A 13869-nucleotide genomic window follows, 5' to 3' on the forward strand; every position below is an offset into this window, starting at 1 on the left:
GCAAGTGGTTGTCGAGGCGACGTTTGGGAGTGTGCCGCAGTCCGGTGGGGAACAGTCCGGCGCGATGCACTACACGGCCCCGGCTCCGCTCGCACCGGATCTGCGCTCCGCCGACGGCCGAGACCGGCCCAGCCGCAATGATTCTCTGACGGCGCAGCTGTGCACCGTTGTCGGCGGGCCGGTCGGTGACCACGCGCTCATCGGCCGGGTCCGGTTCTGGACCCCGATCCGGGTGCTGCTGGCCTTCGCGTTGGTGTTCCTCGCCCTCGGCTGGGCGACCAAGGCGCCGTGCATCCAACAGACCACCGCCTCGGACGGCTCAGTCACGCTCGACTGGAACAACGGTCGGCAGTACGTGGCCATGTGCTATTCGGACACCGTGCCGCTCTACGGCGCCGAGCGGCTGAACGAGGGCGCGTTCCCCTATAAGAAGTCCTGGACCGACGCGACACCCGACGGCGGCACCGAGACCAGGTACATGGAGTATCCGGTGCTGTCGGGCCTGTACCAGTACGTCGCCATGGAGATCGCCAAGACCTGGGACACCTTGCCGCTGCCCGGCGCGCTGCAGGTGGTGGTCTACTTCAACGTCGTCGCGGTCGGCTTGGCCATGGGCTGGCTGATCACCGTGTGGGCGTCGGCCCAGCTGGCCGGACGCCGGATCTGGGATGCGGCGATGATCGCCTGTTCGCCCCTGGTGCTCGTGCACGCTTTCACCAATTTCGATGCGCTGGCAACGGCATTCGCGGCGACCGGCCTGCTCGCCTGGGCGCGCAGGCGGCCCATGCTCGCCGGTCTGCTGCTGGGTCTCGGCGGCGCGGCCAAGCTGTATCCACTGCTGCTGCTCGGTCCGATCGTGGTGCTGTGCCTGCGTGCCGACCCGATGCACCGGGTGCCGAGCACCCAGATCGGCCTGCGGGCGCGCGATATCGACAGCTGGCAGACGATGCTGACCTGGGCTCGGGAACGCATCCGGCTCCTGAGCGCGCGGCCGCTCGGTGCGGCCGCCGTCACCGTCGCTGCGGCGGCCGGGACCTGGCTGGCGGTGAACCTGCCGATCGCCCTGCTGTATCCGAGCGGATGGCGAGAGTTTTTCCGGCTCAACACCACCCGGCACGCCGACCCCGACTCCATCTACAACGTGATCACCTCGTTCACCGGCTGGCTCGGCTTCGACGGGGATATCAAACACAACCAGCAGCCGACCATCCTCAACCTGGTGTCGCTGCTGGTGTTCGTCGGCGCCTGCCTGCTGATCGGCTACATCGCGCTCACCGCGCCGCGACGGCCCCGGCTCGCGCAGCTATGCTTCCTGGTGGTCGCCGCGTTCCTGCTGACCAACAAGGTGTGGAGCCCGCAGTATTCGCTGTGGCTGGTTCCGCTCGCCGCCCTGGCGCTGCCGCACCGGCGAATTCTGTTGGCCTGGATGACCATCGACGCGCTGGTCTGGGCGCCGCGGATGTTCTACTACCTCGGGCTGGACCGCAAGGGCCTGCCCGAGCAGTGGTTCACCGGGACCGTCTTGCTGCGCGATCTCGCGGTATTGGCCCTGTGCGCCTTGATCGTTCGGCAGATCTATCGACCTGAAGAAGACCTGGTCCGCCGCGACTTCGTCGACGACCCGATCGGCGGCATCGTCGATCGGGCCCCGGATCCATTGCTGCCGTGGTTGCCGGAACCGCTGCGTCCACGAGTCGCCGTGGCCCGCACTTGACCCGTCAGCGGCGCGTGCGCAGGTACCGCGCCTGCCGCTGCGGCTCCCGCGGGAGCAGATCCAGATCCAGCTGCCACGGACTGCCGGTCCACGGATCAAACAGCGGGGTGCCGTCGATGGTCGGCAGATGCCTGCACGATTGCGACAACATCGCCACCGTGGGGTCGCTGGAATCAGATTCCTCGGTGCCGACGATCATGGTGGACAACCCGATCAGATCGCCACGGATCAGCAGCGACCCGATACGTTGCGCGTCCGATGCCTGGTATCCGTGCGGGAAGTCCGCCGCGAGCAGCACCCGATGTTCGGACGGCGGGGTGAAAACCCCGCTGTTGTAGGCCATCTCGGCTAATTCCGCGGCGTCGACGAGAGCCTGTAGCCGCGCCGAGATATCGGTGTGGTTGGTGATCGGCGGACCGTTGAGCACGGGGGCCAGCGGGCCGACGAGCTCGCGGAAGGCTTCGGTCAGATCGATCATGTCGACGAGCACCCGCCGCTCGGGATCGGCCGCGAGCAACCGAGCCAGCAGCGCGCCGACGATCGGGGCTGCCGCGCTGGTGGATTCGGTGTCGATCCACAGCGGCCGATGCAACGGCACCGGCACGCAGTACGGCACCCGCAGCGGTCCCCGTTCGGTCGCGTACAGCTCACCGAGCCGGATTCCGTCGCTCGGCACCGGGGGACCGTCCCAGGCGGGGGACTCCCAGGACGCCAGCGACGGCGGCAACCGCAGATCGGCGTCGGCGAGTTCACGAACGAGGTGCTGGCTGTCACGGTGATGATTGTCCTCGGCGATGGCGATCAGTTCGTCGCTGCGCCGCTGCGCGGCCTGGCGCGCCGCCTCAGCCGCCGGGGTGTTTCTGGTCGCGGGATCCGATACCGCGCTGGATAATTCGTTATCAAGCCGCTGGACGGCGTAGTCGCGGGCCGCGATGAGGGCGGCGGCCGAGCGTGCCGCGTCTTCGAAGATCATCCACAGGCGATCGAGTCCGTGCCCGACCTCCAATGGCGCCGGATCGGCCGAGCGAGAGTCGTCGGCGCGAGGTCCGGTGATGGTGTCCTGGCCGGAGGATCGCCCTGGTGCGCTGTGGGTTCCGGCGCTGAGTGATCCAGAAGTCGGCTGCGTCGAACCCGGGCTATTCGGTGCGTCGTCGACCTCGACGCCATGTGCGTTCAGCAGCACTGCGAGTCCGCCCGCGTAGCCCTGGCCGACCGCACGCAGCTTCCAGTCGGCGCCGCGCCGGTACACCTCCATGCAGATCAGCGCTGTCTCCCCCGATGACGGATCGATCGCGAATTCCGCTGTGAACACATCGTTTTCGAACAGATTCGCCGTCACCGCCCCGAGGCCGCCCGGTTGCGCGGGCACGGCAGGATCGGCGCTCACCACCAGCAGCACCCCCTGCGCGTCGGCCCGCACCTCCGCGAGCCGGACCGTCACCCCGTCGTCGGAAAGGGTGACTCCAGCCGTGGACGGCTGGTTGTAGAAGACGAAGTCCTCGGTAGTGGACACGCGCAGATTCGCCGCCACCACCAGCGCGGAAACATCGAGGGCCGCACCGGCTTTCGCACTGAATCGCACGATATCGCCGGTCAGCGGAATATTCTGACCGGCCTTCAGTTGAATCACGTTGTCTGCCCTGCTGTCCGCGCCTCTTCGATTACTTGGCCGACAGAAACCGGCCGAGCTGTGGAACGGCCTCACCCGGATGCTTGGCCTGGAAGCCCTCGCCGAGCGCCTCCATCTTCCAGTCGTTGCCGACGCGATAAACCTTGGCCATCGCCATCGCGGTGAACCGCATGCCGCCCGCCAGGGTGTACCTCGCGAGTTCAGCATTGTTGGTGCCATCGACCAAGCGGCAGAACGCATTCCGGATCTGCTCGAAGGTGTGCCCCTTATAGGAGGTCACGATGAACAGCAGCGTGCTGACGTGCACCGGGATACGGGTCAGGTCGACCAGGATCACCTCGTCGTCGCCCTCGCCCTCGCCGGTGAGGTTGTCGCCCTGGTGCCGGATCGAGCCGTCCTTGGAGGTCAATTGCCCGTAGTAGACGACATCGACGATGTTCATGTCGGCGAACATCGCTACCGACGCATCGAGGTCGACATCGACGGTCCGGTTGCCGAACATGCCGCGGTTCTGAACCGGGTCCCAGCCGAGGCCCATCTTGACGAAGGTCAGCGCGGCGCCGCCGTCCTTACGGAGGGTGACCCGCTGCCCCTTCTGCAGGCTGACCGGCCGGTCCTTGTTCAGGCTCACCTCGGCGTTCGCCTGCTGCGGCACGGCCTGCTGGGTGGGCGGCGGGTAGCCGGGGCCTTGGGTGGGCGGCGGCGGGTAGCCGGGTCCGGGCGGCGGCGGGTAGGTGGCCGTCGGCGGGTACTGCGGCGCCTGCTGGGTCGGGTAGGCAGGCGTGGTCGGCGGCGGATAGTTCGGTGGCGGCTGCGTGGGATAACCCGGTGGCGGCGGTGCCTGCGGCGCCGCGGCAGTCGAGGGGGCCTCGTCGACGGTCACGCCGTGATCGGTGACCAGCGCCGCGAACCCACCCGCGTACCCCTGCCCGACGGCACGCACCTTCCAGGAACCCTGCCGCCGGTACAGCTCCAGCGCGATCACGATCGACTCGCTCTGCAAACCATCGATCCGGTACTCGTACAACGGATTACCGGCCGAATCCGACACGATCGCCGTCGGCGCGGGGAATCGGCCGAAGCTACTGGACGCATCGTCGAGAGTGATCACCGCGCGAATCTGCTCGATATCGGCGGGCACCCCGTTCAACGACACCGCGAGCGACGCGGGTTGCCCGGACGGCGCGGGCAGCAGGTTCACGCCGGGGCCGCTCGGCTGGTTGAAGAAGACGAAGTCCGCGTCGGAACGAACCTTGCCCCGCTCGGTGACCAGCAGCGCGGACAGATCCGCTGGTGCTGTGAGCTGGACGGAGATCACCACGTCGTTGGTGGCCAGCGGACCGTTCTGGCCCTTGGCGAGTGTTGCGGACAAGGTCGACCCTTCGCTTGTCGGTGCTTACGTTGCCACTCTACGAGAAAGGTTCCTGCCGCGGCCCGAGGAAACGTCGCTCGAATATTCGCCGTTGCCGCCTCGCCTTCGCGAGGCCCAGCGCGAGCCAATGCCGTACTGCGGCCGGCTGTGTCGGTTAGGGTAACGACAGGCAGTTGGAATGTGGCGATTACCCCCATGTTCCCGATCGAGACAGCAGGCAAACTTCACTATGGCGCAACTGTTCGAGCAGTCGAAAAAGGTGATCGAAGCCCACCTCGCCGGAACGAGTATCCGTGCGATCTCCGGCTCGATGGTCGCCTACGAAGGAAATGTGCAGTTCAAGTCGGCCGGTTTCGGCGGCGGCGATGGTGTGGTCGCGGGGCTGAAACGACGCGCCACCGGCGAGAAACTGTCGTTGATGGAATGCAACGGGCACGGCCGGGTCTTCTTCGCGGTGAACGGCCAGCACGTCACCGTCGTCGATCTCGACAACGAGACGCTGCAGGTCGAATCGCAGCAGTTGCTCGCCTTCGCCGGGAACCTGCGCACCGATGTGCGTTTTGCCGGCGTGCGCGGCGCTTCCACCGGCGCGGGCCTGTTCACCACCACGGTGTCCGGGCAGGGTCAGGTCGCGCTGCTGTCGGCGGGCGGGCCGCTGATTCACCTCGAGGTGTCGCCGCAGTACCCGCTGGTCGTCGATCCGGATGCCTTCGTCGCCGCGCGCGGCAACATCAACCATTCGTTCGTCACCGACGTGTCGTGGCGCAACTTCGTCGGACAGGATGCGGGCGAGGCATTTTCGCTGCGCTGGGACGGCCATGGCGTGGTGTTGATCCAGCCGGCGGAACGGTAGGGGCAGGCGATGTTCGAGAAGGTCAACGGCAAGGTCGTCAAGGTCGACGTCGGCATGGCGGGCGGCGTGGTCGCGCGCAACGGCGCGATGCTGTTCTATACCGGCGATATTTCCTTTGCGCCGCACCAGATTCCGGGCGGCCAGGGCATGGGCAGTGGCGGCGGGCTGATGCGGATGGCCGGTAGCATGATGGCGGGCGAGCACGAGCGCACCATGCTCGCGCAGGGCAACGGCGAGGTGCATTACGGATTCGCCGGGCTGGAGGCGCACATCGTCGCGATGCAGCCGGGCGCGATGCTGCGCGTCGAGGCCTCGCGACTACTTGCCAATACCGCCGGGCTGCAGAGTTCGATTGTCTCCGTGATGAGTTCGGGCGGTGGCGGTGGCGGTGGCGGTCTGATGGGCGCGCTGCGCGGTGCCGCGAGCGGTGCGCTGACCGGGCAGGGCTTGTTCACCACCCAGCTGTCGGGTCAGGGCGCGGCGGTGCTGCTAGCGCACGGCGGATTCCTGGAACTGCAAGTGGGCGGGCCGAATCCGATCGTGGTCGACCCGCAGGCGTTCGTTGCGGCCTACGGCAATGTGCAGACCGAGCTGAAGACGGCACTCAGTTGGCGCGACGCGGTGGGCCGCGGCTCAGGCGAGGCGATGCAATTGCATTGCGTCGGACAGGGTGTCGTCTATGTGCAGGCCTCCGAAGAGAAGTTGTGACCATGACCCAGATCCTCAATCCCGCGAATCTCGGTGAGAGCGACAACATTCCGGGAAACAGCTACGCCTACTGCATCGATCTGATCAAGCCGTGGTTCATGCGCAAGGGCGCGATGATCGCCTACTACGGCGATATGCGCTTCCAGATGCTGACCCACGGTCTGCAGGGCGGGCTGTTGCACATGGTGTCGCAGCAGTTTTCGGCGCCGCTGTTCACCGGTGACTATGTGGTCGCCGAGGGCCACGGCAAGCTGATCATCGGCGACCGCGGCTACGACATCAATTCCTATGACCTCGAGGACAACGGCAACCTCACCATTCGCGCCACGAACCTGCTCGCCTTCGAACCGACTCTGTCGCTGAACCAGTCCATCGTCCCCGGCTTCCTCACCCTCATCGGCACCGGCAAATTCCTCGCCTCCTCCAACGGCCCGGTCATATTCGCCGAGCCGCCGCTGCGCGTTGACCCGGAAGCGCTGGTCGGCTGGGCGGATTGCCCCTCCCCCAGTCACCACTACGACCAACGTTGGGTCACCAATTTCCTCGCTGCGGGCGCGGCCCGCTTCGGCGTCAATTCCGGCGAGGAACGCCAGTTCGATTTCACCGGTACCGGAACGGTGCTGATCCAATCCAGCGAAAAGATCCTCAGCGACTCCATGCTGGTCCGCACCATCGAGGGTCAACTCCAAAGCGGCATGACCGTCGGCGGGTTGCAACGCCTCCAAGGCGTCATCGCTGCGCAGCTCGGTGGCCACGACCACTGACTCATGATGACTGCCGAGTCATCCTCGGAGTCCTACCTTCGGCGGACTCGGGCGACCACGATGCGTCGTTAATTTTCCAACAGTCATTCTTGTTGGGAGGCAACATGGGTATCGGGCTGCTGATCATCATCGTCGTCGCGGCCGTCGCCCTGATCGTGAAGCGGTTCAGGGTGAGCCGATGAATGCGCGGGATACCTTCGGGACGTCGTTTATTCTGGTCGCGATCGGTACCTCCAGCGTCACCAAGGTCGCGGACCTCAACGGGACCGACATCACCTGGCTGGTCATCGGCGGCATTGTCGGTATCAGCTTCGGCGCGCTGCGCGGCACCACGATCGGGATCTCGACCGCTACCTCGCCAAGCCGACCTCGTCCGCTACCGACCAACCGCGGCCCGCCGAACAGGACCCCAGGCTGGACCGTTCGCCGACCCTGCGCGACGGACTCGATCGGCTCAATCGCTCCCGCGACAATTGGCTCTCACCGATCTCGACGGTTAGCGGTACCGACTGAATTCCCACGGATCGTGCGCACTGATGACAGAGACTTCGTCGCCGTGGTTGCGCACTAGTTCGCGCAGTCGAGCCTGCGTGCCGAGCCGCAGATCGTGGTGAATTTCCGAGGTGGTCTGCACGATGTCGAGAATCGGGTGCGACTGCGGCTGGGCTTCCAGTTCGCGGTGGTAGTAGTAGGCGTCGCCGCAGTGCAGTAACCACCGATCTTCTTCTCGCACAGCGATTCCCATATGACCCGCGGTATGACCGCCGAGCGGGACGAGCTTGAACTCCGACGACAGCCCCTTCGGCTGGATCGCGCCGAAACCGAACCACTCCTCGTCCGTCGCGGGAGCGTAGGTGACCCAGTTGGGGTCATGGGCCCAGTGCGCCGAGCGGTATCGGAAACTCGGCGCCTCGGCCACCGCCGCCTCTAGTTCCGCGGCCAGGACATGGACCTGGGCATGCGGAAAGTCCGGCAGTCCGCCGCAGTGGTCCACGTCGAGGTGGGTGAGCAGAATGTGGCGGACATCGTCGGGTGAATAGCCCAGTTCGACGACCTGACGAATGGCCGTCTCCTCCTCGGCCAGGAGCGGCTGGGTCATCTCGACCCACTCGACGCCGAGCGTTCCGCCGGGGTCGCGGACGTTGTCGAGTCCCATGCCGGTCTCGACGAGCACCAGTCCGTCGGAATCGGTCTCCACCAGCAGACAGTGATTGACGGCGGCTGCGGGCGGCGGTCCGTCGTAGGTGGCTTCGATCTGCCCTACCGATCCGCAATTGAGGTGATGAATGTTCATGTCGAGTAGTCTCTGACTTGAAGCGCGGTTCAAGTCAAGGAGAAGTGATGGTCGAGGCACTCTTGGATATCGCCGAGGTAGCCGAACGCGCCGGGCTCGCACCATCCGCGCTGCGCTTCTACGAGAAACGAGGCCTCATCACCTCGGACGGCCGCAACGGTCTGCGCCGCACCTACCGCCCCGACATCGTCGGCCGCCTCGCCCTAGTCGCCTGCGCCCGCGGCGCGGGCTTCACCATCGCCGAGATCGCCCGCTTCGTGCGAGCCACGCCCAGCGACACCGAATTGCGTGCCCGCATGGCGGACAAGGCCCGAGAACTGGACGAGGACATCGCCCGACTCGTACGTATGCGCGACAGCCTCCGCCACGCATCGACATGCCCCCACGAGCCCCTCGTCGAGTGCCCCGACTTCAAAACCACCTTTGAAACCCCTGCCGCCCAAGCGATTCGGCCACCAGCGATGCAGGCCGCCCGAACCGGTCGATGATTTCTCTCGAGTTGTCCCAGTCCGCCGACCTGGCAATTCAGGACGAGTTGGCGAATTCGCCTGTAGCCGCGACTGTTCGAACCCCGGCACAGCCACGATCGAACGAGATGATTCCAGATCAAGGCTCCGAATACAGCCGCCACGCGGCGTCCTACACTCCGAGTGGGTCCGCGGTGTGAGGTATGGAGCTCCGCCTCGCATGAGCTCGATGACTTCGTCGATCATGTCCTGCCGCAACGGCCGAACGAGAGGTTCGGTCACAGCGGCGCCGCTTTGATGAACCAGTTGATGATTTCCTCGCCGGCGAGGATCCCGGAGGCGCGGGTAATGGTGAGGTTGGGGTGGGTCCAGTTGAGTTGTTCCAGTTCGCCGTGGCGGGGCCGGATTGCGGAGTCGGCGGTGCGAAGCATTTCGGCGTCCAGGGCGCCGTCGCCTGCGGCGAGAGTCATTGCCTCGTCGGATAGTTCGCTGCTGTCGATTAGTCGGCGGCGAACTTCTGCCACCGCACGGCTTTTGCAGACGGCGTTGGGCATGGTATAGATCTTGCGCCCCTGCTGGGAGGCGGACCAGCCGGCCGGGCCGCACCAGGCGTCCCATTCAGCGAGGAACCCCTCGGGAACCTCTTTGGGCTTCACCACCAGGTAGTTGAAAAGGTGGTCGGCGACGCGGAATTTGCTGACCCAGGAATCGTCGATGCGGGAGCGCAGTTCTGCATTGATTTCCGAGAGCGAGGCGCCGTCGGCGCGGACCTGGTCGTCGATGTCGATGCGCCAGCGCATGTCGGGGACGCCGTCGACCAGGATATTGCCGCCATTGCTGGTGATGGCATATCGCCATGGGGCGCCGGGCAATTGGATGCGCTCGAACTGCTTGACGGTGCGGGTGGTGGTGGGGATGACGGCGGCGGGTTCGGTCAGGGTCTGCATCCGCAGTGCGGCGACGGTCGTCATGAACGACAGCGGCGCACCCTCGAGGTGCTCCACACAGACCGTCGGCACGTCGGTGGTCATGCTGAAAGCGTTGCGCGAGTAGATCATCGTCCGGTCCAGGTCGGTGGCGACCAGGGCCCGTCTTCGCGGCCTTCGTAGGTACATCACTGCGGTACGTCCTTGATCAATCCCATGCACGAGTAGGCGAGGTCGGGCACGACCACCACCGGGACACCGCGGGCCGCGGCAAGCATGCGCAAGTGTGCGTGCTCGGGTGCGTCCGCCTCACGGACCAGCACCCGCCAGGGCACTCGCCGCAACAGCACCCGAGTCGTCTCGCCGACACCGGGTTTCACGAAATTCACGCTGGCGATGCCGTATTCTTCGCGCACCCTCTCCACCGACGCCCAGCCGGTCCAGGTGGGCGTCCGGTCGCCGTCGCGAATGGCCGCGACCTCGGCGGGCACGCGATCCCGGACGGCATCGAATGCGCCGCTCACGGCGTCGAGCAGGCGGCCCGACACGTCGTCTCCGGCCAGGTCGCGATAGAACTTGGCGCCGTGGAAATCACCGGGGCCGATCAAGGTGTCGTTCAATACTGTACGCGAAATAAGCCCGGAGACAGTCGAATTCAGGCAGGCCGACGCGATGAGAAAGTCGTCGCGAGTGCCATAGGTGCGCACACAATGCCCTGGATCTGCCAGCACGACGAGCTCGTCGTCGAACCGGGCGCCACCCGCGGTGTGATAGGCATCGAGCGCCTCGGTGAGTTCCCTGGTAATGGCGCCCTTGCCGGTCCAGCCGTCCACGAACACCACCGATGCCGGATCATGATGCCGGGCAAGGTAATCCAGCGCGACCGAGTCGATCCCCCGATCGCGCACGATCGACACCGCGTAGTGCGGCACCGCGAGACTCGGCACACTTGCACCACGGCCGGAAGCCAGCCAACGCCGCATCAGGATCCCCACCGGCGTGCCCGCGCGGGCCAGCGACACCAGCACGATGTCATCCCCACGTTCGGCGACAACAAGTTCCGACACCGTCGCGACGGCGAGGGCCAGCCGCTCCGCACTCGCAGCCAGCACCTCGTCGAACAGCGACCGATACGCATCGTCCGGCTGGTACTCGATCGGCAGCGACTCCGCGTAATGCGCCGCCCCCGCCTGTATTCGACGTTCGCGCTCGGCGACATCCGCCTCGAGGTCGACGTCTGACAGGTCCTTCAGCAGCCAGGAAACCTCGTCGGCCGCATACGATCCGAACCCGGGACCGGAAAGCGGAACAGGTAGTTCGAGCGCATGCCCGGCAGTCGGAGAATTCACCACTAGAGCTTCGACCCCATAACCACGATTCGGTTCCGGCACGACAATGCTCGACAGCGACAGATCGGTTCGTTCGGCATGCAGCATGCGCGGATCGGCGCCCGGCAAGACCGCCAATACGACATCGGCCCCAGAAGCGGTCAACACATCGATCAATCCGCCCTCAGCCACAAGTTCCGCTGTGTCCGCGGGAGAATCGACGACGACGACCAACACCGGAGCGCCCGTGACAGCAGCGCCCGAAGCTTCAGTGCTCAGCGCAGCGTTGACCGCCGCCCGTGTTTCGGCCAGGCCCTCGTCAGCACTCTCGGTGGCGACATCCTCTGGCGCCGCCACCGGCCCGGGGACACAACTGTCGGGTGCGGCGTTCTCCTTCGAGTCCGCGGCAGAACCCGCGCAGGACGCGATCGACTCCGCGAGAATGTCCTCGCCCCAGTGCGCGTTGTACAGATAGCGCGGTTCCGTCTCACCGGGTTCGGGCGCGACGAATCGGAAACCACGGCGGAGCGGATAACCGGGTTCATCCAACACATATGCGGGCGATCGAGTGGTGGTCTGGAATCGAGTCGGCAACCCGGATTCGGCCAACCTCGCCGCCAACCGCAACGGGAGATACATCAGCTCTTCATGTCCGAGCACGATCGCGGATCGCCTGGCGAATTCCGTGCCAAGGTGTGCCAGGAGCGGCTCGGCGGCCGCGGCGAGCGCGGCTTCGAATGCTTCGGTGTCCGAGCGCAGGATGCCGTGCCTGCCGCCTTCGGGAACAGAAGCAGGCCAGGGCAATTCGAGCCTTCCGAACGAACCACGGTGTGGCGCAGTCGGGTTGAGCTCAGGATCGGGCATCGTGGAGACTTTTTCCACCAAACCTTCGGGCAGCGAGGTGCGTCCGGAGGCCAAGCACACCGTGTCGATGCGCGCCCCCAACTCGCTTGCGGCCGCTTCGAATCCGGCCCGGTCGCTCGCGGTCCGCATATCGACCAACGACGCCAGCACATAGTGCGAGCGCGGCGAGAAAGCGTGCAGTGCACGCACCGCATCGATCGCGGTGGCGCCGGTGGAGATCTCGTCGTCCACCAACACCAGCGGCAGATCGTTCACGAAGATATCGGCGGGCGCGGGCTGCAGCAGATGCGAGGTGGCATGCGAATGCCCCTCTTCGAATCCGGTCAGCGTGTGCGCGGCGGGAACTTCCCGTCGCGTCGAATGCAGGTAACACCCCGCACCGATCCGTGCGGCCACGCAGTGACCCAAACCCGTTGCCGTTTCGGCGAATCCGAGCACCACCGCCTCGCGGTCGCCGAGTACCGCCCGCACCAGATCGCCGAGCCGGTTACCCGCACCGAGCACCACCAGCGGATCGGTCGGCAGATGCTTGCCGAGCACGGTGGACACCAGCAGGTGCGCACGGCGCGGATTGCGCCGAATCCCTGGCTGAATCAGTGTCTCGATGAGCAGTTCGGCAGGCAGCGCGTCCGATGATCCGTTAGCGGCGTGTGACTGTTGGTGATGTAGCTCGATGCCGAGAGTTCTTGTCGCCCAAGGAATATCGACATCAACGATCGCTCGATTCATACGGTGACCAACGCCGAAAGCAGATCCACGAACGACACACCCTTGTTCGCGACACCGAACACTCGCGCCCGCAGCAGCGTCTGCCGCGCCCAACTGCGGTGCGGCCGCATCTCATTCATCTTGTTGCCATAGCCCGACGCCGCCACCCCGCCGACATCGACCTGCAGGATGTCCAGCGCGTCCGAGTACTCCTCGTGGGTCACCACCGAAAGCGCATGCACCGCAGCGACATGCGACGGATGGATTACCGTCTTGCCCTGGATACCGTTGGCCCGATCCAGCGTGATCTCCCGCAGCAGCCCGTCCAGATCCCGGCTGACCAGGTACTGCCGGAATGGCACCGCATCGGACTCCGCGAACGGCGCGGTGCGCAGCAACGGCCGGAACATCCGCTCGTGGTCGGCGAAGTACTCCCACACCGGACCGGTGATCACGAAACCTGTACCGTCCGAGCGCCCGAGGTAATTCACGATATCGGCAATAACATCCGCGACCACCCGCACGTCGTAGATCGTCAGGTCCCGGTCGCGGCGGATACCGAAGGTCGAGCACATGTCCGTCGCGCCGACCCGCACCGCGAGCACCCGCTCCCGATGCTCGGCGAGCAGTGCCGCGATCTGCGTCAGCTCGTCGTCGCGGGTCTGCCGATGCACCAGACCCGCCGATTCGAGCACCGGCATCCCGTACACAGGCCGCTCCAGCCGCTCGGCGGCCCGCTCGAGCGCGCCCAGATATTTCGACCCGGTGGCGCTGTCGAATTTGGGGAAGACGAATCCGGTGAGCACCGCCGCACCGGGCTCGACTTGCTCGACGATCTCGCTGATCGCGTCCGCGTCACGCACCCGGACAAATAGCAGCGGGTTCGGATCCGGGCTGGCCGCCAGCAGATTCAGCGTCGCCACCGTCTGCTGTTTGGCGAATTCCACCTCGTGGTCGGCGACCGCGTCCTCGAGATCGATCACCATCGAACACACGCCGCGCTCCGCGCGTTTGGCGATAGTCATAGCGAGATCCGGCCGGGTTGCCGGCGCATACAACGTGGCGCCGAGCGCGAACGCCAACAGTTCCCGGTCGGCCTGCTCGCCGAACGGTTCCGGTTGCCGATGAAAGAGATGCCTGATATCTGGGCCGTTCAGCTGCCGAAAATGGCGCAGCGGCAAGCGTTTCCGCAGGGAAACCGCCTGCGGAACGGCGATGCCTGCGGTCATCGTTGCCCCATC

The 13869-nt window shown here is 65.8% G+C and carries 11 protein-coding genes; 5 read left to right on the forward strand and 6 right to left on the reverse strand.

Annotated elements, in window-relative coordinates; genetic code table 11:
* Positions 1–64 precede the first annotated feature (64 nt).
* Positions 65–1714, forward strand: coding sequence for a glycosyltransferase family 87 protein (locus ACV7NQ_RS15605; protein WP_463365683.1), 1650 nt, complete (start codon positions 65–67; stop codon positions 1712–1714).
* Between the two features lie 4 nt (positions 1715–1718).
* Here the strand turns inward: ACV7NQ_RS15605 and ACV7NQ_RS15610 are convergent, their stop codons facing one another.
* Together ACV7NQ_RS15610 and ACV7NQ_RS15615 are read right to left on the reverse strand one after the other, a co-directional pair.
* Positions 1719–3344 carry a TerD family protein gene (locus tag ACV7NQ_RS15610; RefSeq protein WP_463360324.1) on the reverse strand — a complete coding sequence of 542 codons (1626 nt, stop codon included), beginning with the start codon at positions 3342–3344 and terminating at the stop codon, positions 1719–1721.
* A gap of 31 nt (positions 3345–3375) precedes the next feature.
* Positions 3376–4716, reverse strand: a complete 1341-nt coding sequence (locus ACV7NQ_RS15615) for a TerD family protein (RefSeq protein WP_463360325.1) — start codon at positions 4714–4716, stop codon at positions 3376–3378.
* Positions 4717–4945: 229 nt separating this feature from the next.
* On the opposite strand from ACV7NQ_RS15615, the gene ACV7NQ_RS15620 reads away from it, so the two are divergent.
* The 3 genes from ACV7NQ_RS15620 to ACV7NQ_RS15630 are packed head-to-tail and all read left to right on the forward strand — an operon-like array spanning position 4946 to position 7041.
* A complete protein-coding gene (locus ACV7NQ_RS15620; RefSeq protein ID WP_463360326.1) occupies positions 4946–5569 on the forward strand; it encodes an AIM24 family protein in 624 nt (207 codons plus the stop codon).
* 9 nt (positions 5570–5578) lie between these two features.
* Entirely contained in the window at positions 5579–6277 is a 699-nt protein-coding gene (locus ACV7NQ_RS15625) for an AIM24 family protein (protein WP_463360327.1), read from the forward strand.
* 2 nt (positions 6278–6279) lie between these two features.
* Positions 6280–7041 (forward strand): AIM24 family protein, encoded by a 762-nt coding sequence (locus tag ACV7NQ_RS15630; RefSeq protein ID WP_463365684.1) that lies wholly within the window; start codon positions 6280–6282, stop codon positions 7039–7041.
* A gap of 496 nt (positions 7042–7537) precedes the next feature.
* On the opposite strand, the gene ACV7NQ_RS15635 is transcribed toward ACV7NQ_RS15630, so the two are convergent.
* On the reverse strand, positions 7538–8335 hold the full coding sequence (locus tag ACV7NQ_RS15635; RefSeq protein ID WP_463360328.1) for an MBL fold metallo-hydrolase: 798 nt from the start codon (positions 8333–8335) through the stop codon (positions 7538–7540).
* 47 nt (positions 8336–8382) lie between these two features.
* On the opposite strand from ACV7NQ_RS15635, the gene ACV7NQ_RS15640 reads away from it, so the two are divergent.
* Positions 8383–8823: a MerR family transcriptional regulator gene (locus tag ACV7NQ_RS15640; RefSeq protein WP_463360329.1), complete on the forward strand. Its 441-nt coding sequence runs from the start codon at positions 8383–8385 to the stop codon at positions 8821–8823.
* A 257-nt stretch (positions 8824–9080) separates the two neighbouring features.
* On the opposite strand, the gene ACV7NQ_RS15645 is transcribed toward ACV7NQ_RS15640, so the two are convergent.
* From ACV7NQ_RS15645 to ACV7NQ_RS15655, 3 genes are read right to left on the reverse strand one after another with little or no spacing between them, the layout of a single operon-like run.
* Entirely contained in the window at positions 9081–9917 is an 837-nt protein-coding gene (locus ACV7NQ_RS15645) for an HAD family hydrolase (protein ID WP_463365685.1), read from the reverse strand.
* On the reverse strand, positions 9917–12649 hold the full coding sequence (locus ACV7NQ_RS15650) for a phosphoribosyltransferase domain-containing protein (RefSeq protein WP_463360330.1): 2733 nt from the start codon (positions 12647–12649) through the stop codon (positions 9917–9919). Before ACV7NQ_RS15650 ends, ACV7NQ_RS15645 begins: the two co-directional genes overlap by 1 nt.
* Positions 12646–13857, reverse strand: coding sequence for an HpcH/HpaI aldolase/citrate lyase family protein (locus ACV7NQ_RS15655; RefSeq protein WP_463360331.1), 1212 nt, complete (start codon positions 13855–13857; stop codon positions 12646–12648). The genes ACV7NQ_RS15650 and ACV7NQ_RS15655 overlap by 4 nt, the downstream gene beginning before the upstream one ends.
* Positions 13858–13869: the final 12 nt, after the last annotated feature.

The organism is Nocardia sp. Tas62D01 (assembly GCF_055232035.1).